The organism is uncultured Nostoc sp., assembly GCF_964245445.1.
GTDB lineage: Bacteria > Cyanobacteriota > Cyanobacteriia > Cyanobacteriales > Nostocaceae > Nostoc.
In genome coordinates, this window is sequence record NZ_CAXTNE010000085.1 from 1 (window position 1) to 20,609 (window position 20,609).

General features: G+C 41.4%; 18 protein-coding genes and 1 tRNA gene. 9 read left to right on the forward strand and 10 right to left on the reverse strand.

Translation table 11 applies throughout. The annotated features are described in order from the left end of the window. Positions 1–72 precede the first annotated feature (72 nt). Together ACFE90_RS15995 and ACFE90_RS16000 are read left to right on the forward strand one after the other, a co-directional pair. The gene (locus ACFE90_RS15995; protein WP_375502130.1) at positions 73–1,326 is read left to right on the forward strand and encodes an NAD(P)/FAD-dependent oxidoreductase; all 1,254 of its coding nucleotides are present in this window, start codon (positions 73–75) and stop codon (positions 1,324–1,326) included. A 35-nt stretch (positions 1,327–1,361) separates the two neighbouring features. Further along, positions 1,362–3,326 carry a DCC1-like thiol-disulfide oxidoreductase family protein gene (locus ACFE90_RS16000; protein WP_375502132.1) on the forward strand — a complete coding sequence of 655 codons (1,965 nt, stop codon included), beginning with the start codon at positions 1,362–1,364 and terminating at the stop codon, positions 3,324–3,326. 346 nt (positions 3,327–3,672) lie between these two features. Here the strand turns inward: ACFE90_RS16000 and ACFE90_RS16005 are convergent, their stop codons facing one another. Further along, positions 3,673–4,470 (reverse strand): 7-carboxy-7-deazaguanine synthase QueE, encoded by a 798-nt coding sequence (locus ACFE90_RS16005; RefSeq protein ID WP_375502134.1) that lies wholly within the window; start codon positions 4,468–4,470, stop codon positions 3,673–3,675. Between the two features lie 198 nt (positions 4,471–4,668). Between ACFE90_RS16005 and ACFE90_RS16010 the strand changes: the two genes are divergently transcribed. Further along, positions 4,669–5,718: an anti-sigma factor antagonist gene (locus ACFE90_RS16010; protein ID WP_375502136.1), complete on the forward strand. Its 1,050-nt coding sequence runs from the start codon at positions 4,669–4,671 to the stop codon at positions 5,716–5,718. 312 nt (positions 5,719–6,030) lie between these two features. Here the strand turns inward: ACFE90_RS16010 and ACFE90_RS16015 are convergent, their stop codons facing one another. The 7 genes from ACFE90_RS16015 to ACFE90_RS16045 all read right to left on the reverse strand — a co-directional run bounded on the left by ACFE90_RS16015 (position 6,031) and on the right by ACFE90_RS16045 (position 12,803). After that, positions 6,031–7,488, reverse strand: coding sequence for a YcjF family protein (locus ACFE90_RS16015; RefSeq protein WP_375502138.1), 1,458 nt, complete (start codon positions 7,486–7,488; stop codon positions 6,031–6,033). A gap of 105 nt (positions 7,489–7,593) precedes the next feature. Beyond that, positions 7,594–7,670 (reverse strand) — tRNA-Met (locus ACFE90_RS16020). A 46-nt stretch (positions 7,671–7,716) separates the two neighbouring features. Beyond that, complete coding sequence (locus ACFE90_RS16025; RefSeq protein WP_375502140.1) at positions 7,717–8,670, reverse strand: asparaginase; 954 nt, start codon at positions 8,668–8,670, stop codon at positions 7,717–7,719. 87 nt (positions 8,671–8,757) lie between these two features. Beyond that, positions 8,758–9,258 carry a CGLD27 family protein gene (locus ACFE90_RS16030; RefSeq protein ID WP_375502142.1) on the reverse strand — a complete coding sequence of 167 codons (501 nt, stop codon included), beginning with the start codon at positions 9,256–9,258 and terminating at the stop codon, positions 8,758–8,760. Further along, positions 9,255–9,713: a ribosome silencing factor gene (gene rsfS, locus ACFE90_RS16035; protein WP_375502144.1), complete on the reverse strand. Its 459-nt coding sequence runs from the start codon at positions 9,711–9,713 to the stop codon at positions 9,255–9,257. Before rsfS ends, ACFE90_RS16030 begins: the two co-directional genes overlap by 4 nt. A 1,441-nt stretch (positions 9,714–11,154) precedes the next feature. Then, positions 11,155–11,343: a hypothetical protein gene (locus tag ACFE90_RS16040; protein ID WP_375502146.1), complete on the reverse strand. Its 189-nt coding sequence runs from the start codon at positions 11,341–11,343 to the stop codon at positions 11,155–11,157. 188 nt (positions 11,344–11,531) lie between these two features. Further along, on the reverse strand, positions 11,532–12,803 hold the full coding sequence (locus ACFE90_RS16045) for a glycosyltransferase family 4 protein (RefSeq protein WP_375502148.1): 1,272 nt from the start codon (positions 12,801–12,803) through the stop codon (positions 11,532–11,534). A gap of 288 nt (positions 12,804–13,091) precedes the next feature. Between ACFE90_RS16045 and ACFE90_RS16050 the strand changes: the two genes are divergently transcribed. From ACFE90_RS16050 to ACFE90_RS16075, 6 genes are all read left to right on the forward strand, one after another. Further along, positions 13,092–14,270, forward strand: a complete 1,179-nt coding sequence (locus tag ACFE90_RS16050) for a DNA cytosine methyltransferase (RefSeq protein ID WP_375502150.1) — start codon at positions 13,092–13,094, stop codon at positions 14,268–14,270. A 168-nt stretch (positions 14,271–14,438) separates the two neighbouring features. Further along, positions 14,439–15,119: a deoxyribose-phosphate aldolase gene (gene deoC, locus ACFE90_RS16055; RefSeq protein WP_375502152.1), complete on the forward strand. Its 681-nt coding sequence runs from the start codon at positions 14,439–14,441 to the stop codon at positions 15,117–15,119. Positions 15,120–15,223: 104 nt separating this feature from the next. Continuing rightward, on the forward strand, positions 15,224–16,153 hold the full coding sequence (recO, locus tag ACFE90_RS16060) for a DNA repair protein RecO (protein ID WP_375502154.1): 930 nt from the start codon (positions 15,224–15,226) through the stop codon (positions 16,151–16,153). Then, entirely contained in the window at positions 16,140–17,777 is a 1,638-nt protein-coding gene (locus ACFE90_RS16065; RefSeq protein WP_375502172.1) for an MFS transporter, read from the forward strand. The genes recO and ACFE90_RS16065 overlap by 14 nt, the downstream gene beginning before the upstream one ends. 354 nt (positions 17,778–18,131) lie before the next feature. Beyond that, positions 18,132–19,280, forward strand: coding sequence for a glycosyltransferase family 4 protein (locus ACFE90_RS16070; protein WP_375502156.1), 1,149 nt, complete (start codon positions 18,132–18,134; stop codon positions 19,278–19,280). Positions 19,281–19,290: 10 nt separating this feature from the next. Next, complete coding sequence (locus ACFE90_RS16075; protein WP_375502158.1) at positions 19,291–19,494, forward strand: hypothetical protein; 204 nt, start codon at positions 19,291–19,293, stop codon at positions 19,492–19,494. On the opposite strand, the gene ACFE90_RS16080 is transcribed toward ACFE90_RS16075, so the two are convergent. After that, positions 19,480–20,283: a peptidase gene (locus ACFE90_RS16080; RefSeq protein ID WP_375502160.1), complete on the reverse strand. Its 804-nt coding sequence runs from the start codon at positions 20,281–20,283 to the stop codon at positions 19,480–19,482. The genes ACFE90_RS16075 and ACFE90_RS16080 overlap by 15 nt on opposite strands. A 10-nt stretch (positions 20,284–20,293) precedes the next feature. Continuing rightward, a complete protein-coding gene (secG, locus tag ACFE90_RS16085; RefSeq protein ID WP_109011945.1) occupies positions 20,294–20,527 on the reverse strand; it encodes a preprotein translocase subunit SecG in 234 nt (77 codons plus the stop codon). Positions 20,528–20,609 lie beyond the last annotated feature (82 nt).

Consider the following 20,609-nt stretch of genomic DNA (forward strand, 5'->3'; position numbering starts at 1 on the left):
CCCTCCTTGTTGAGAAGTAGATTACCATACTTTTTTATTAGTGGGATAGTTTCCTATAGATAATGAAAGTTTATGACTGTGACCCCTGCTCAAATATGTATTCTGGGTGGTGGATTTGCTGGGATATACACTGCCTTGCACTTAGAGAAATTGTCTTGGAAGCGATCGCCAAAACCCCAGATTACTCTGGTAGATCAAAATGATCGCTTTCTATTTACACCATTCCTCTACGAGTTACTTACTCAAGAACTCCAGTTATGGGAAATTGCACCTCCTTATTTGAAATTGCTGCTAGGTACTGATATTCAGTTTTGTCGAGGTGTAGTAGAGCAGATTGATTTGAATAATTCCCAAGTGCAATTGCAAGATGGGCAAGTTTTGACCTATGATCGCCTTGTTTTGGCAGTTGGAAGAGAAGCCTCGTTAGAAATGGTTCCTGGTGCTGCTACTCATGCTTTCTCCTTTCGCACACTAGCTGATGCAGAACGGCTTGATGAACAACTGCGATCTCTAGAAGCTTCTGACCAGCCAATTATTCGAGTCGCGATCGCAGGTGGTGGCCCAAGTGGTGTAGAATTAGCGGGCAAACTGGCTGACCGCTTGCAGGATCGAGGTCACATACACCTCATCGAACGGGGGGAACAACTTTTAAAGTCTTTCACAACCTTTAGCCAAAGAACAGCCCATCGGGCATTAGCAGAGCGTCAAGTAAAAATAGACCTCAAAACCAACATTCAATCTATTGGTTCTGACTACATTATCCTGGAACATCAGGGTCACATCAAAACACTCCCCATAGACTTGGTGCTTTGGACTGCTGGGACTTGCGTTAGCCAATCATTGCAGCATCTTAGTTATCAACAAAATAGTCAAGGTCAACTGTTGACTCGTCCTACACTACAACTTGTAGATCATCCAGAAGTCTTTGCCCTGGGAGATTTAGCCGATATCCGTGAGCGACGAGGAAAACAAATTCCGACCACAGCCCAAGCCGCTTATCAACAGGCAAGCTGTGCAGCTTATAACCTGCGAGCATCTCTTACAAAGCGATCTCTGCGCTACTTTCACTATCTCCATCTGGGAGAAATGCTCACTCTGGGCACAAACACAGCGATTGTCTCTAGCCTCGGCTTCATCAATTTGAAGGGACGTTTAGCCCACATTACTCGCCGATTAGTTTATCTGCTGCTGCGAATGCCAACCCTCAAACACCGCTTTCAAGTCGGTAAGTATTGGCTAGTCAGATTATTTCATGGTATTACTAACCAAGATTTGCACAACAATTATTCAAAACTTAATAAGAGTAAAGTTAAACAACATAAGTAAAAACTCAAATATTCAGCAGTGGAGGTATCAATTTCATGGAATTCAACACATCTTTAAAAGAACAAGTAAAGAGCCTGTATAAACATCATAAAACTGTATTTTTTCATGCATATTTTGCTATTGTATGGCCTATAGCTATTTGGTTGATGTATCTCATATTTCCCAATCAAGTAGCAACTCGAATCCAACTTTCAAGAATCATCTTTATTGGTATTTGTATTCAAATCCTTATTTTGGGAGTGCAAAAACGCACTAATGTCATAAAAACAATTCGAGAATATTTCACAGGAACAACATCTCCCATCAACCTGGCTATATTTCGGATATTTCTATTTGGAACTATATTTGGGGAAGTTAATCACAATTTCTCTAAAGTTGTGTGGCTAAGTCAATTCCCTAAAGACCTTCTGGTTATACCTTTGGGTTCAAAGTGGCTATTTTCTCATATTCCAATAAATGCAGCACTAGCTCAGACAGCTTGTTGGCTATTAATTATTTGTTCATTTACAGCCATGATTGGGCTTTTTACTCGTACCTCAGCATGGCTGACCGTAATCTTCAGTTTCTACGTTTTGGGTATTCCCCAATTTTTTGGTAAAGTTGACCACTACCATCATTTATTATGGTTTGCTGCGATTCTCGGCCTTAGTCGATGTGCCGATGTATTGTCATTGGATGCTATTTTCATGGCCTGGAAACGAGCCGATCGCGGTCAAATAGAACCTCCTGGTCTTTCTAGGATTTATGCATTACCGTTACGTTTTATCTGGATTTTATTTGGGATCATTTATTTCTTTCCAGGATTTCATAAATTATGGACATCCGGTTTTGATTGGGCATTCAGTGACAATCTCAAGTATCAAATATTTTCTAAATGGCTTGAGTGGTATCAAGTAGATGGCTGGAACCCGCTTTTAAGATTAGATGGATATCCAGTCTTATCTCGCCTGTCAGCTATTGGCTCAATCTGTTTGGAATTAGGTTTTATTTTTCTAGTATTCTTACCTACAACTAGATACATAGCAGCTTTTGGAGGGCTGCTTTTGCATAATACGATTGGTCTAGCAATGCATATTAAATTCTTACTTCTCCAAACTTGCTACGTGGCTTTCTTTGATTGGTATGCTATTTTTAAATGGATTGGAAATCGGCTTTTTCCCATAGATATGTATGTTGTATACGACGGCAATTGTAAACTTTGTCGTCGGACAATTGCAAGTTTAAAAGTATTTGATATTTTTGGCCGATTAACATTTGTCAATGCGCTGAATAATGAAGCCCTAACCACCCACAATCTTCTTTGGTTAGATTACCAGGCCCTATTGGCTGATATGCACGTAGTTCTCCAAAGAAAGTCATGGAAGGGTTACTACGCATATCGTGTCCTAGCACCACGCATACCTATTTTTTGGCTGATTTTACCTTTGCTGTATGTGTGGCCTATACCAGAGATTGGTAAACGTATTTATCGGCGTGTTGCTGATTCTCGAACTTGTAGTCGGCCTCAAGCTGAGATTCCTGAGACTAAAAAACGAAATTTCCAACTGCCGATTTATTCGCAAGTACTGACAGTTTTCGCTGTTTCATTAATTATTGGCAATAGCCTACTGGGTTTAAGTGGAAGAACAGGGGCTTGGCCACTTGCCTGCTATCCAACGTTTTCGGTAATTTTAGGCCCCCAAGTAGAAAGCCTGGAAGTTGTTCCTGTAAGTACAACGGGTACGCTTCTCAGCTTTGATTTAAAAGACTTTAAGAAAAAAATGGGACCTGTAAAGTTTAATACCTTAGCTAGGAATGTTTTTTACCCAACTAAAAAGACGAAAACTGCAATTGAGAAAGAGCAACAGGTCAGTTCCCTGTGGGAAACAATCAGCCGTAATTACCCTACTCTCCAGCAAATAAAATCAGTTCAATTTTATAACGCTACACTATGGAGTGATCCCGAAAAGCGATCGGAGAATCCGGTTGCTCGCTCACTAATTTATGAACTGAAATTGTAAATTATGAAAGCAGCGAAAAAAATTAATCGTGTACTTTTGCAATAGTCTACGATATCCGGGTAAACGCATCTAAGCTTAAATATAACTCTTGTAGGGTGGGCATCCTGCCCGCCCAGTATATGCAATTTAAATGTAGAACAGCTTAAATCAGTTTGAATGCCAACACTTCTCTTGTGTGGCAAGCATCTGGGCTAAGTGCTATAAAAGCTTGTAATTGGGCGATCTCGCCTGTTAGGTAATTTTTCTATGAGCGTTGCGGAAATATCCCTCAAAGAGTGTTTTGCTTTTAACTGCCTTTCATAAAATCTTACTTTTTTCTTGACTACATCTTTATCAAACTCAAATTTTACAGCTGGTTCAGCATTTTATGCGTCTGAGGGATCACACGTACATGCTTGAGAAAGCCCTTCATCAAAGCTTGCCACGTCAAAACTTGATCAGCCGTAGGGGCAAGCACAGGTATTGAAGAGAATTGTTCAGATACTGCTAAAGGCGTAACAGGTTGTAAAAATACTGAGATATCTGGACTAACCTCTGCCACCAGCAAAGCTGAACGTTCCAACTCGGTTGGATCTGTGTTTTGAGACACAATTATCTTGACAAAAACATTTAAATATGAGTCATGACATAATTGGAGAAATTTAGCATGTTCTTGCCAATGACTTTCGCCGCTAACACTGGGCAATTTTAAATCCATACCTACAGAGTCTAAGTAAGGGAGAATCATTGCCAGTTGTTCTGGGCGATGTCCGCCAGTTTCTAAGTATATAGGTAGACCAGTTATGGCTCGCACTTCGGGTAGAAACTGGGTTAAAAATAGGGCATGAAGAAGTGGTTCGCCTCCAGTTAAGCTAATGCTATCGTGTAGAGAAGGTACATTTTGTCGTTCAACCCATTCAATTAGTATGGGTAGAGAGACAGGGTTAGAGTGGATTTCAAAGTCGCGCAATCCAGGCGATCGCTCTATCCGACAACTAGCAGGTGCATTCCAAGTGTGGGCACTATCACAAAATTGACAGCGCAAATCACACAAAGCAAAACGAATAAATATCTGACGCGTCCCTACATTTAGTCCTTCCCCTTGAATGGCAGAAAAGATTTCAATCAGGCGTGCGCTAGGTGTAACCGTATTTTTAGCAATCATTTGATGAGAGCAACGCGATCGCGCTGCGTCGGCACAACAACAAGGATCTTTTTTGGCTTCTTGTTCTATTGTGAATCGTCGCTAGCGATCTCCAATCTCAGCCCCAGTAAATCGCAATTAGTCCTTACTACTACTGATTCCAATATTAGGTTAAGTAATTTTTTAGGACAAAATAATGTTTGGCAGATTACATTATACATGGCAACGAAAGTGCAGAGCTTCATGACTAGCCAACCGACAGAGGTCGATTTTCCAGTTAATTCCCTAAACGACACGGCTATAATGCAGGTGCCTAAGCGGTTGAGCGTGCTGGAGGCTTTAGGCTTTAAGCAAACCTGCCAAAGCTTAATCCAGCCCAATTCACATCCCAAGCAAATCATCATTGACTTTCACCAAACTACTTTTATGGATAGTAGTGGTTTAGGTGCCCTGGTTAGTAATTTTAAATACGCCCAGACTAAAGGGATTACATTAACACTGCGGAATGTAACACCTCAAGTAATGGCAGTCCTAAAACTCACAGGATTGGATCAGGTTTTTCCCTTAGAACTTGTAGATGATGCGCCGCTAATCAAACAGGAAGACTTAGTAGATAATCGGAAGACAACTTCCCGTAAAGTAGAGCAGTTACCCACTACTCACCCTTCTGTGGCATCTTGGATGAAACGGTTGTTAGACATTGTGGGGTCTGTGGTCGGTTTATTAATTACAGGAGTTTTATTTATTCCGATTGTGATCGCTATTCAACTTAATGATCCCGGTCCCATTTTCTTTAGTCAAATCCGTTGTGGTTGGATGGGGAAACGGTTTAAAATTTGGAAATTCCGCTCTATGTGTGTGGATGCGGAAGCGAAGAAATCCCAAGTTCAAAACCAAGTCCAAGGTGCTTTTTTCAAGAATGAGAATGACCCCAGAATTACTAAAATAGGGCGCTTTTTACGGCGAACTAGTCTTGATGAATTACCGCAATTTTGGAACGTCCTCAAAGGAGAGATGAGTTTAGTAGGCACTCGACCACCGACACCCGATGAAGTGGAACGCTACGAAGTACCGGAGTGGCAACGTTTAGATGTAAAACCTGGTATGACTGGCGAATGGCAAGTAAACGGGCGTTCTACAGTCCATAGTTTTGAAGATGTAATTCGCCTAGATTTGCAGTATCAAAAAAATTGGAGTTTGGTGTACGATTTAAAGCTAATTTTCAAAACTATAGCTATTCTGTTTAATAGAAACAGTGGTGCTGTTTAGCTAACTACCCTTATTCACAATTTTTTGTTAACTCTCAATCACAATAATTGTTAGATACACCCAAGCCTATTTTTAGGCTTGGGTAAATTTTAGGTTTACCTAGAGCACTAAGCGACTGTCAGCCAATTTTGGATTTTAGATTTTAGATTGACCATATTGATAAATCATCTTTTTTGAAACAAAGATGTTTATTTATTTTTGATCCTAGCTTAAAATTGGGAGCTTGAAACAAAGTTTAAATTTTGGATTTTGAATTATTGAATCCAAAATCCAAAATCTAAAATCTAAAATTTGGTAATCCTGTGTATGAGATTATCCTACTGCCTTCTCAACACCAACTAATTCAACCTGCTGCACCTCTGGCAACAAACGCTTCATGCTTTGCTTAACAAAACCTTGCAAAAAACCAATCTGCTGATTTTGCCCAAATACCTTTTGTAAGGTTTGCCGCAAATTCTCCAAATTCAAACCAGTGCCAGAATCTATTGCTATTTCCTGCTGTTGGAAATACTCAACTAGACTTAACCCTGCTACCCTAGTCAGATAAGCTGCACTTACTCCTTGCACTACGCCACCAGCTACAAAGGTAACGGCATTACTTTTTAGAACAGTACTAATAGCATTCGTAGAAAGTTCAACTAAACCCAGTTTCAGCATCAAACTTCCCATTGTTCCAGCTACGGTTTGCGCCTGTTCCAAGGAAAATTTCTGCTGATAGATATTACCCAAATCCATTACCATCTGAGCATTAATTGCTGCAGTTGCTAGGATATCAAGGGCTGGTACTGGGTTAGCAAAGGCAGCAGCAGCAGCTATCCATTGATATTGTTCAATAATTGGGGTAGCGCGATCGCGTCTGGTTCCATTCAACCAGTTTTTCGCGTCAGTTTTCAACAACTCTGTTTTTCTCATGGTTGTTAACCAAACTAGCCGTTGTCCCTGCTGTGTCAAAACTTCACCCAACTGCTGGGTCAACTGCTGGATATTTGGCGCTGGTTGTTCCATCCACTCTTGCACAGAACCATCAGTCTCATGCTTTCGGACTTTGATGGGAATAGGAGAGGCCGCAGTTGCAACTACATTTCCCTGCATTCGCTGTTTTAATTGACTAAAGACGCTGGCGCTTTCATCAGCTAAATACTGGTCTTGTTTGTTCAAAACCAGGATTGTGGGCTGATTTGCTGCTTTTAGCTGCTGTAAGGCTTGAAATTCTGAGTCTGTCAAATCACCGTTTGTCAGGAACAAAACAAAATCAGATTTTGCCACTTCTGCTAAAACAGCTGCATCTGAATTGTCACTTGCTTCTCTAAATAAAGGTGCTGTTTCTTCTAGAGACACCAAATTTCGTGTCTCGACATTTTCTTTTAGCACTTTAATTAAAGTGCTTTTACCCACGGATTTACCGCCAGTCACAGCAACTTTAATTTCTTGTCTGTCTAACTCCAACAACAATTGGGCAACTTGTTTTCTGAGTGTCTCTAATGCTGTGTGGTTTTCTGCTTCTTGTGCCAGTTGGTTAATTACAGTTTCAGTTTTAGCGATCGCACTTTCTACAGTCGCCCGCTCCACCACCATACCATCTAGCTGCTCTAAACTGTCTTTCGGGCGATTTTTCTGGAATAACCACAAACCACCGCCTACAGCTAAGGCACTCAATAAACCAAACTCACCTACCTGCACTATAGAATCGTGCCAACTGTCCAACATCCACAGAGAAAAGGACAGTCCCAATCCTCCCACTAAAATTGGTCGCTGCAACTTCACAACCATGATTCTTTGCGCCTTTTAGATGGCTATTTCTTCCAGAATAGATCAAAATAAAATAAAAACCCTGCAATCTTTACTGATTGTAGGGTTTTTGTTTTATTTTTTATTTGGTGGCGGGAAGTGGATTTGAACCACTGACCTTCGGGTTATGAGCCCGACGAGCTACCAGGCTGCTCTATCCCGCGTCGCTCTTAACTTTTTCATCATAACCTATAGTCAAGAGTTTGGCAACTACAAAAATGATAATTCTCCAATTACTTCTAAACGCTTGTATTTTCCCAAGGTGACAAATTTTTCTGAGAGGCTTTCGGCGGCGCTGGGACTAATCCAACCCATTTGCTGGAGTAAGTGAATAGCCACGGCGTATTTTGCTCGTTTTGCCCCATCCATGACTTTGATTGCCAATCCCAAGCCTTCACCGAGTCTACCAATGCACTGCACTCCTTCAGCACCAGTTTTACTAACCAGTTCTCCTGGAGTTAAGCGCATCAGTTCCGTATCAAATTCTCCATCTCCAGCGACCATTGCGGGGTGATGAGTCATAGCACGGACAATGCGCTCCATATCCAGATTAGTACTAGAGGCTAACAGTGCATATAAAGATGCCATGTGACCAAGTTGCATCAGATAAGTTGGTGCGCCACAGTCATCATGAGCGCTGATAAATTCTTCAGCTGGCATTCGCAGCAATTCTGCTACTTTGCCCAAAATCAACTGCTGTATTGGGTGCTTGCGATCCAAGTAGTTATTCAAGGGCCAACGGCGTTGCTGACAAACAGCTAACATTCCCGCATGTTTACCAGAGCAATTGTACTCCAAAGGACTGTGCTTATCTTCAGGAATTGGACACTGGAGTATAGTTGGGTCAAGATCAGCTCGCCAAAGGATGTTAAATACCTGTCGGACTTGATCTATTCTTCCTTTATGGGAACTTGTGATAATTGCTAAGTCGCGATCGCTGAGGTCATAGCGTTCTAGTGTACCTGTGGTGGTGACTGCGAGTGCCTGAAATGGTTTGAGCGCTGAACGGATAAATGCAGCAGTTTCAGAATTCCCGGCAACGGTTAGAACCCGTCCTCGTTCGTCGCATACAACAGCCTGGACTATATGCCTAGATTCAATAATACCTTCCCGCAGCAACCGGACTTCCAGTGCTGTGGCTTGAGTTCGTTTTCCCATTGTCATGGGTTTATATTTATCACCTTTTTTAATTAATTAGTCATTGGTCATTAATCATTAATCCTTAGCTAATCACTAATGACCAATGACTTTTTAAAACAAATGCCAAACTATAGTACCAATAACGTACATTCCCGCCAACCCAGCAAAGGTAAATTGTAACCGCCGTAGAATAGGTTTGATTTCGTATGCGACAATCAAGCGATCGCGGTTGAGGATTTCCTGTGGTTTTGTCCAAGTTTGGCCGTCGTACCAGCCTGACTCTTCATAAAAGACTGTGGGACTGCAAAGGCGATCGCACACGTAGAACCAGCCTAAGTACAACCTTACCAGTGCCAGCACTACGCCAACACTCGCTGCTGCTGCACCACAGAGGATAAAATGTGCAATATACTTGTTCGGAGCAAAACTTGCTGCTGCCACAGGTCCTGCGACCAACCAAGATAAACTCCAAATCCAAGCTATTTTCGTGATATACTCGCGCAAATCTAAAGTGGTATCACGAAACAGCCAGGAATTTTTTAACTCTTCGTACTCATTAAGCGGTTGTTGGTCTGTAGGAACTGGGCAATTTGAAACCGAAGACCTAATCATGTTGGCTTACCCTCACCCTCATCAGATTCTGGAAGGGAAATACGCTCTGCATGAATCCAGAACGCTTCTAAATTATAAAACTCTCGTTCTTTGGGCATCATGATGTGAACGATCACATCACCGTAGTCTTGTAGTACCCAACTCCCCTCAACTTTTCCTTCTGTCCTAATGGGACGCCGTTGCAACTCAGTTTCGACCTTTCCTTCAATTGCTTGAGCGATCGCCCTGACTTGTACTTTAGAATAGCCAGTCATCATTACAAAATAATCAGCTAGGTAAGATACCTCTGCTACTTTGAGCAATATAATCTCACCCGCTTTGCGGTCTGATCCAGCAGCGGCTATCGTTGCAGCTAATTTTCCGCTCTCCTCTTCGGTATGGGCGTGGCTCTTTGCCACACTTTTCGTCAGTGGGACAGATTGTAATGGGAAATTTCCTTGGAAATAATCAGTCATTAAACCTCATGTGCTTTCTTTTGAAACAATTGTTTACATTTACTTACAAATCACAAACAATTGATCTGAAAATGTGTCAATAGGTTTTTTTGAATACTAACAAAAAAACGGGTGTCTATGGGGGCTAGTACTGCAAGGCGGAAGTCAAAAGGAGCTAGTGCGTTGCGCGGGTTCCCTTCTCCCAAAGAGAGAGGCTAACGCCAAGGCAGAAGCAACTAGCTCTCAAAAGTCAAAAGTCACGCATGTTTTAATTTTGGGCTTTCTGGCTGTAATGAAATGGTAGGTTTATTGCCGCCGACCTGTCCTAGTTTGATAATTGACTGCTTAGATTTTGACATTAGCAATCAGCAGTTGCGGATGGCTATTGTTGTAGTGATAAATTAAACATTAGCTATTTCAGCAAGAATTTCCAGTGAAAATAGTGTTTGCTCCACTGGGGATTAATTGAGTATTTGGGGAAAAGTTTAAGCTATTTACAGCCAAAAAAAATTAATTTTTCAGGTTTTCTCGCTATTTTACTCAGTTTCTCCAAGTTGAGCTTGAGTACACCGCAATTCCTCTAATCCCAACTTTAAGCTGAGATTTTTCTCACTTAACTCCCGTATTCGTTCGCGTACTTTCTCTTCTAATACCTAGCTGTATACTTCTAGCTGTTCGTTAGCATCATTTTGAACTGTGATGAGTTGCTGAACTTCCAAAATTAAACGATTGAGGGAATTAGCCAAGATACCAACTTCGTGATTATTTGTTACAGATGTTTGTAAATCAAAATTATACCAATTCTCTCAAAGTTGGCTACAGATAAAGCCACCAAAATATATTGCTTTGGAGCAATAGATGCAATAATTGATTTTGTTAATTTCCCAATTTCAGCGTAGAGAGCAGCACGTAAGTAAGTCGGCGGGAAAATTTATAAGTGTGTAACGAAAATTTAATCAGTAACTTGGCTCACTCCATGCACAAAACCCTGATTCATCCAAATACTTGAGGTCTATTTCTCCGGTAGCAGCAAATAATTCCAACATATCTAGGTCTGCTTGCTTCTCAACCCGTACTACAGAGTCTTGTTTTCCTTTATGGCTCTTCCTGACTCGCTTCCCAATGATCCCCTTTTTTTAAGTACCCGCCTTAACCTGTCGGGACTTAATTTAATAGAGCGATCGCTTTCTAATTTTTGAGCTAATTAAACACTGGGGCGTGGTACTTGAAGGCATGACTCCAAACGGTAATAAACAAGCTTGTGTACTGTCTTGTAGCAACTATTTACTCCCAAGTTTTGTGAGAGCCATTCGACAATTTCTTGATAACCATTAAATCCAAGTGGTTCTTGTAATTTTTTAGAAAGTGCTGTTCTGCCCATGTTAAAATTACTCTTAGTCAACTAGAGTGAAGATTTTTCTTTTAATAGTCCTTCAATTCTACTTGCTTTCTACTGTCGAATTCACTTGGGTAGTGTGACTCGGTTGTGACCAATCATTTCTGCGGTTTGAGAAATTGTTTGACCATGCCCTGTTTTGAGTAGATACACTAACTGCACTCTTTCTTTACAACTTGCAGTTTTTTGTATCGCTAGTAACTTTTTGAGTTCTTCTTCAGTCTCTTTAATTTCTAGTTGATATACCCCTGACATGGGACATCCTTCATCTCATTAAATCTTATTATCTCATCTGTAGCCTGATTTTAGAGAATTGGTATAAGTAAGTACAGCCCACCGTAAACAGCGTACAAAAATTATGCTGCAACAGCCAGAGCAACTGAAGCAGAATCGTTAGGGTTTTGAGTTTAGCACTTTGTCTAATCTAAGCCCACTGCTGTAAATTAAACTTCTTGTTTGGTAATTCTTGTGGACTGAATTGCTCCACGTTCTGCCGTCAATGAGTAACACAACGACTCATACTGATTTAAAGCTTGCTCAAAAGCATAGTTTTCAACGGCATATTGGCGACTTTTATAACCCAGAGTTTTGACTTTTTCGGGGTTTTGATACAAATCTAAAATTGCCATTGCTAAAGCTTGGGGATCTTCTGGAGGAACGATAACTCCGCCACCACTTTGCCTGATAGCTTTTGCTGCCGTACCATTATCAGGGACAGAAGCAACCAAAGCTCGTCCACTGGCAAGTAGCACTTGAATTTTTGACGGCATATTGAAGGATACAACATTTTTCTTTTGCACCACCAAGCCAATATCGGCAGCTGCCAACATTTGTGGCAAATATTTGCGGGGTTGAAATGGCAGTAGCAAAACATTATCTGCACCGCAGTCTAAACATTCCTGTTGCAATCGCTGTAACCCTTTTGCCTCTCCAACGATGACAAAAACAATATCTGTGATATGGCGCAACACAGAAGCAGCTTTGACAACGCTTTCTAAGCCTTGGGTTAGGGCAATGTTGCCAGAATAAAGTACTACAAATTTGCCATTCAGGTTATGTGCGGCGCGGAAAGGGTTATTTTGTTTAGGCAAAGGGCGGATAAAATTGACATCAACCCAGTTGGGAATTTGCACAATTTTGTCAGCTTCTACGCCCTTAGATCGCAAATTGTCCACAAACCCATCCGCGATAACGCTAATTTTACTGGCAGTGTGGTAAGCAAATTTTTCCAACACTGTAAATAACTTTATAAGTAATTTATTTTTCAGTAGACCGACGTGGACGGCTGCTTCTGGTAATATATCTTGTAGATTTAAGATTACAGGACAAGCACGTAACCATCCTAAAAGAGCAACTGGTACACAGCTTGGCAAGGATGGCGATGTTGAGAGGATAACATCTGGACGCCAACCGACGAGGGCGGGCACAAAACTAGTGACAACGAAACTCGCATCTAGTAACACCCGATCTAATAGATTGGGTTGGGGACGAATCCAAACATAACTGCGTTGAATTTGAACGCCATTTTTGTATTCGTTGAGATACCACCTGCCCCGATATTCCTGGTAAATCTGACGTTCAGGGTAGTTGGGCATAGCGGTAACTACGCGCACTTGATGCCCACGTTTCACTAGTCCCTCTGCTAATTCAGTCATCAGTGGGGCAATACCAATTGGTTCTGGATAGTAGTTGTAGGAGTAAATTAAAATTCGCATAAAAATTAGTTTGAAGTACCGCAGTTTTTTATTTCATGACAAATATTTGTCTTAAACATGATTTGGAGTTTGAAAACTCCTATATTTATTAATTGTGACTTCAGACTCTTTTTCTGTCAGGTATTTTCCTTAAAGATTGAGTAAACTTTGATATTAAACACTTAGGGGAAGTGTGAATTTTTTGACTATTGAACCAATCTTAAAATTGTTCATTTTTGATCAGTACGTAAGTATAAACCCTATGTATTTCGATATTAATTAAGACTGTTTTACGGCAGTAATTATTGAATGAGCGATCGCCCTTGTATTTTCTCCTTTTTTGCTGGTTCAGGTTTCCTAGATTTAGGTTTTGAAACCAACGGTTTTAAGGTTGTTTACGTCAATGAAATCTTTCCCCCATTCATGGCTGCATACCGCTATTCACGGCGGGTTCTCAATCTACCGTTACCAGAATACGGGTATCATGATGGAGAAGTAGGAGATGTAACCCAACTTCTTGATGGGTTACAAACACAACACCTCCGGGAGCTAGTACAAGACTGCCGTAAATCTCATAATATTGTCAGCTTCATTGGGGGGCCTCCCTGCCCTGATTTTTCTATTGGCGGGAAAAATAGAGGAGGTTTAGGAGATAATGGCAAGCTTTCCGCTTCTTACGTTGAATTAATTTGCCGCAATCTTCCAGATTTCTTTTTGTTTGAGAACGTTAAGGGATTGTGGAGAACAAAAAAGCACCGTTTATTTTTTGAATCGCTCAAGCAACAATTACTGGAAGCAGGCTATATATTAACAGAGCGCTTAATTAATGCTATCGAATATGGTGTACCCCAGGATAGAGAAAGAATTATTCTCATTGGCTTCCAAAATAGTTTTATCAAGGATATAGGAATACAATTCGGTAGTGAAAAGTTCCTACCTGAAGAGGCTTTTCCTTGGAAAAATCATATTTTATATCCTCAAGCAAAGGTTTTTGCTTATCCTTGGCGTCAGTGCGAACCATTCCAAGAAGATTCCATTATCCCTTGCCCTGACGGCATACCTCAAGAATTAACAGTTGAATACTGGTTTAGAAAAAATAATGTACTAAAGCATCCCAATGCTGAGAACTGTTTTCAACCAAGGGCAGGTATCACACGATTCGCTGCTATTGATGAAGGAGATGATTCTAAAAAGTCTTTCAAGCGTCTGCATAGATGGCGTTATTCTCCGACAGCTTGCTATGGAAATAATGAAGTACATTTGCATCCCTATAAAATCCGGCGAATATCTGTGGCGGAAGCTTTAGCGATACAATCTTTGCCTGCAACTTTTGTACTTCCAGAAAATATGTCGCTCACGAATATGTTTAAAACTATTAGTAATGGCGTACCTTATTTGGCATCGAAAGCGTTAGCTAAAACTATTTTGGACTTTTTAGGAACTGGTGTGAAAAATGGTATTGATATTTCTAAGCTTAATACTGTCTAATGTCAACTTAAACACTTACAATAATTCCGCGACATATACAAAGCTGACATCCTAGAAAAGTCAGCAGCTTCTTTTCAGAATAAACTTGTAATAGATATGGTTTAATATATATAAGAAATGTTTTAATTTTTTATAAAGTTTAATAATCAATCACTGGCAGAAGACACGATGGCAGCAGACTATCCAAACATTGATATTGCGCCATTTATCGATCACTCCCTCTTAATGCCAACTGCTACACCTGAGCAGGTTGAGCAGTGGTGTGAAGAAGCATACAGATTCAATTTTGCGGCGGTTTGCCTATTTCCCGCCTATGTCAAACAAGCAGTCGAACTCCTGCACGGCAAGAACCCGAAAGTCTGTACGGTGATTGGCTTTCCTGCTGGAGCGACGACTTCAGCAGTGAAACTGTATGAGGCTCAACAAGCGGCGGATAATGGGGCCACTGAGTTGGATGTGGTAATAAACTTGGGCTGGTTGAAAGCTGGTAAAACCGAAGAAGTCCACCGGGAGATTGCCGAAATTTGCGAAGAGACTGGGCAAACTGTCAAGGTAATTTTGGAAACCAACCTGTTGACAGATGCAGAAAAAAAAATAGCTGCCGAAATAGCTATGGAGGCCGGAGCGGCTTTCTTAAAAACTAGTACAGGTTGGAATGGTGGTGCAACAGTGGCAGATGTACGACTTTTGCAGGAATTTGCAAAAGAAAGAGTAGGAATTAAGGCTTCGGGTGGTATCCACACTATCAATCAAGCTTTAGACTTAATCGTAGCGGGTGCTACTAGATTAGGCACATCTCGCGGTATCGATTTGATCCGCCAGCGCGATAACCTGGGAAAGGGTGAATAGTCATTTGTCCTTTGTCCTTTGTCATTTGTCATTTGTCCTAAGCTAATGACCCTTAAGCAATGACTAATGACTAATAACTACTAATGACTAATGACTAATGACTAATGAGTAGAACCTACAAAGCAACGGGAATTAATCTTAAAACCCAAGTGCTGGGAGAATCGGATAAAATAGTGACGATTTTGACACCAGAATTCGGTCTGATTCGAGCAGTAGCTCCAGGGGCACGCAAGCACAACTCCAGCCTGGGCGGCAGGAGTGGTATGTTTGTTGTGAATGAACTATTGATTGCGAAAGGGCGATCGCTTGATAAAATTACCCAAGCACAGACGTTAAAAACTTATCCTGGTTTAGCTAAAGATTTGGGAAAATTAGCTGCCAGTCAGTATTTAGCAGAAATAGTCTTGTGTCAAGCTTTGAGCGAACAACCCCAAGAAGAACTTTATGAGTTGTTCAATGAACATCTCCATCGGTTGGAGACGTTATCTAGTGCAAATCCATCTGGGGTTTTGGCTCATCTGGCTCATGGGGTGTTTCACCTTTTAGCGTTAGCAGGAGTAACGCCGCAAGTGCAAGTCTGTTGCCTATCTGGAAACCTCCTCAAGCCAAACTTTACAGACCCAAACTGGCAGGTAGGATTTAGTATCCCTGCGGGTGGAACGGTTTCCTTAGAAGCTTGGGAACGTTTGCGAAGAGAGGGTGAGAGGGAAAGGGAGATACAAAGAAATTCATCTTTTTCTCTATCACCCAATCACCCCATTATCCCATTACCTCCAAAACCTGGCTCCCAAACAGTTGTTGTGCATCGACAAGAAATACCTGTGATTTCTAGTCGTCCGGGTGCTATGGAACTGGCTTTGCTTCAACATCTGTCACAACCAGAGATAATGCAAATTGATGGTGCTAGAGATCATGACTGGTTATCTGTTGAACAGATTTTGCGCCAGTATGCTCAGTATCAATTAGGTCGCCCTATTCGCTCTGCTACCTTGATCGACTCTTATTTTGCTGCCAACCATGATGCAACCGTCTGATTTGGATAAAAAAATCCTGCCTTTGTCACCAAGCCTTGCCAAAAAACAGAATAGGGTATCAGATTCTACAGTCAAGAATCACTTGAGTACTGTTTCAAAGTGTACACCTAGTCAAATAAATGGACAAGAAATGTCCCCAAAAGACGTTTCTAATAACGATCAAAATTGGACAGACCAGATCCCAAAAACTGATATTCCAAGTCAATCAGAAACACAATCTGAGAACGAATTAACCACTGCCCAAGGAAATAGCAACGGGCAAATGCCCGTTGCTACTATTTCAGAAAAAGAACCACCAACATTAAATGGATCTGGTTCTGGTGGAGAAGCTGTTTCAGGAAATATCAAACAGCAAGGGTTTTTGCCTGTATTAAAAAATCCTAATTTCCTGGCTCTTTGGGGCGGTCAAGTTTTCTCGCAACTAGCAGATAAAGTTTATTTAGTGCTGATGATTGCTTTGATTAATACTCAGTTTCAGGCTAGTAATCAAAGTATTAGTGGTTGGGTGTCAGCCTTGATGATGGCTTTTACGATTCCAGCCGTATTGTTTGGCTCCGTTGCTGGTGTGTTTGTCGATCGCTGGTCGAAAAAGGCTGTGCTGGTGGCAACTAATATTTGGCGCGGTATCTTGGTTTTGTCAATTCCCTTTTTGCTGTGGTTGACTCATGATTGGAAACCCATAGGAGTTTTGCCAGTTGGTTTTTTAATCATTCTGGGTGTGACTTTTTTAGTTTCTACGCTGACACAGTTTTTTGCACCGGCAGAACAGGCGGCAATTCCCTTAATATTAGAAGAACAGGATTTACTCTCGGCAAATTCGCTTTATACGACAACGATGATGGCATCGGTGATTGTTGGGTTTGCTGTCGGGGAACCACTGTTAGCGATCGCCGATGGACTTTGGCTGCAAATTGGTGGTAGTGGTAGTTTGGGCAAAGAATTTTTAGTAGGTGGTAGTTATGCGATCGCGGGAATAATTTTATTCCTCCTCGCAACTAAGGAAAAACACTACCACCCCGATACAGAATTCCCTCACGTATTCTCTGATTTGCGAGATGGTTTTGCCTACCTTAAAGCAAATCATCGTGTCCGCAATGCTTTACTTCAGCTGATTATCTTATTTTCTGTTTTTGCAGCATTAACTGTTCTAGCCGTTCGCATGGCAGAAATAATTCCCAACATGAAAGCCTCCCAGTTCGGCTTTTTACTAGCAGCCGGCGGTGTTGGCATCGCGGCTGGAGCAACAATTCTTGGTCAATTTGGTCAACGCTTCTCCTACACCCAGCTAAGTCTGTACGGTTGTATGGGCATGGCAGCATCCCTGATTGGTCTATCAATATTTACAACCCAACTGTGGCTAGTCCTGTTACTGGTGGCGCTATTAGGTATTTTTGGGGCGCTAGTGGGAATTCCGATGCAAACAGCGATCCAAACAGAAACACCTCCAGAAATGCGTGGTAAAGTTTTTGGCTTGCAGAACAATGTAATTAATATTGCCCTCTCCCTACCTTTGGCATTAGCAGGTGTAGCAGAAACCTTTCTGGGATTACAGGTAGTTTTTTTGGGATTAGCTGCGATCGTCTTTTTAGGAGGCATATTAACCTGGTATAACTCACATAAGTAGTTATCAGCTAACAGGGATTATTATTCATTACGTTGAAGTGATTACTAATTTCCTTAAAGCTTTTATGTTCATGGTAAACTGTGGTCAGTGAAAATTTATCACATACTTGCCGGATATCAATCTGACATTAGTCAGACTAAGTTGTTTAAGTATCAGAAATTAACAACTTATAAGTAGAATAAATAAAGCCATAAATCCACTGGTTTAATCAGCTTAAAATAGGCTTTTTAAACTGCATTGTGTTGGGAGTCTGTAATAATTAAAAAAACCAGCAAGTATAGCTAGATAAGATAAAAATCACGAAGGACACACAAGTAATAGCTCAAACCCGCTTTTCTTACAGTTAAATAAAGAATGCGTATAGCCTGGATTGGAAAAAAATCACCCTTTTGCGGCAATGTCACCTACAGTCGAGAAATTACAAATGCCTTGCTAGATAGGGGACATCAAGTTAGCTTTCTTCACTTCGCCCAGGAAGAATCTGAACCTGACAATTGGCCAAATCTTCGAGAGGTTTCGCTCCCTTTTATTTACAAGTCCCAGGTTTATACAATTCCCACTTTTAAAGCGACCAAACTTTTAACCGATTCGCTGCGGGAAATCAAGCCAGATATAGTCCATGCTTCCTTAACGCTATCTCCTCTAGACTTTGTTCTACCGGAAATCTGTGAGGAACTGAGGTTGCCCCTAATTGCAACTTTTCACACACCGTTTGCTGGCAAGGGGGCAAAGCTGATATCGGGAACACAACTTTTGGCTTATCAGCTCTACGCACCTTTTTTAGTTAACTACGATCGCGTGATTGTTTTTTCTCAAATACAGCGAGAATTATTGGCACGGATGGGCGTGCGGGAAGAAAATATTGCTGTAATTCCCAACGGTGTTGATACTGCTAAGTATTCTCCAGGACTTTCTAGAGTCAAAACAGAATTTAAAGCCGAACGTTTGTTTGTCTATCAGGGTCGAATAGCACCAGAGAAAAATGTCGAAGCCCTCCTCCGGGCTTGGAAGCAGTCTGCAATGGGGCCTGATACTAAGTTGCTAATTGTTGGCGACGGCCCTTTAAAGTCTTCCTTAGAGCAATTTTATGGTTCAGAATACGGCATTATCTGGTTGGGATTTGTAGCTGATGAAGACCGACGCATTGAAATTTTGCGGGGCGCAGATGTATTTGTTTTGCCTTCATTGGTAGAGGGTTTGTCCCTATCTCTGTTAGAAGGAATGTCATGTGCGTTGGCTTGTTTAGCAACAGATGTGGGTGCAGATGGAGAAGTATTGGAAAAGGGCGCAGGTATAGTTATTAATACTAAAACAGCGCGATCGCAATTAAGAACCCTCTTGCCAGTATTGCAAGACCATCCAGAGTTAACAACCTTACTGGGGCAAAAAGCCAGACAGCGTGTATTAGACCGCTATACCCTTAGTAAAAATATTACTCTGCTGGAAGAACTATATAAAGAAGTTTTAGCACAACGACCTCTACCACTAAGTCGTAGAGCGTAGGAAACGCCAGTTGTTAACAACGGATAGCGCAGCGTTAACGAGTCAGACTTACTCACAGTCGCTAACGCTTCTCTATGAGATGCTAGGCAAATGCTGTCGAGCGTCGGGAACCTGCCTTCGGGTGACGCTCCTACGTCGCTACCGCTACGCTAACACCAGTCGCCTACGGCACAAAACCCTCTGTAGGCGCTGGATTCTTTTAATTATCCGCTAAAGACCATCCTAAAGTGGTTGGCTGTTCATAAACACGCTTTAAAGTATTTACATCTCTAGAAGAAATAGGCGGCGGTTGACGAACTTGGGAAAAATATAGTGCATCAGTTTGTAGCGGACTATGGCCCCAAATTCCTAGTGCATGACCGAATTCGTGGCGGGTAGCTGCAATGAGATACTCACCTGTTTGACTGGGGCTTAACAAGATGGTGAAGCGGTGGGATAAAACTTTGTTGCTGGTGTATAACTCGTAAGTAGTTTGTGCCGATCGCGCACGAGGTATATTACTACCAGGGGAAATTTGTAGAGGTGGCGCTTTTCGCACAATCGTAATATCAGCAATTTCTGGCTGTTCAACTATTGTTAAAGGTAAATAAGTACTCCATTCTTGCACACCCTGTAATACAGCGTTAATCCATGCTTGAGCTTGTTTTTCGCTTATGGCTCTTGGTGTTTCTACGTAAACTCGAATCGGAAATTGCGACCAAACTAAGTAACCTACTTGAGTTGTTGTGACTTGGGAAAAGTAGTCACCACTGTTTGTGCTATCTTGCCACTGTGCAAGTGTGGGCGGTAGGGGATGGGGTTTTAGGGGAGATGATGGAGGGAGAGAGATTATTAAGTCTGAATATAGAGATTTTGGTATTCTTGTAAACCCATCACTCGACTGGAGATTAGTAAAAACTATTAACAGCCCTGTGCCAATAAAAAAGGCAAGAGCTGTAATTAATCGTTGTGAAATTAAATTTATTAAGGTGTTAAGTATGGGATGTTGGGTTCTTGTCCCCATTGACCTATCCTTATTTAGGTAGCCAACCAGCACTTAAAACTACTGTTAAACCGAGAAAAATTACTGTCAATGCCCAAGTAATTCGGTTTAAGGTGTTTTCTGCACTCTTGGTGCTGCTAAATAGCTGGGCTTGTCCGCCAATAGCGCCAACGCCATCACCTTTAGGGCTATGCAGTAAAACTAAGATAATCAAACCAGTGGCGGAAAACGCCCAAATGCCTTGCACGATATTACTAACTGTCATGGTAGGAATCTCATTTATAACAATTTTTCAAACAGGGAGTCAGGGTTGGGAGTTAGGAGTTAGAAGTTAGGAGTTAGGAAAG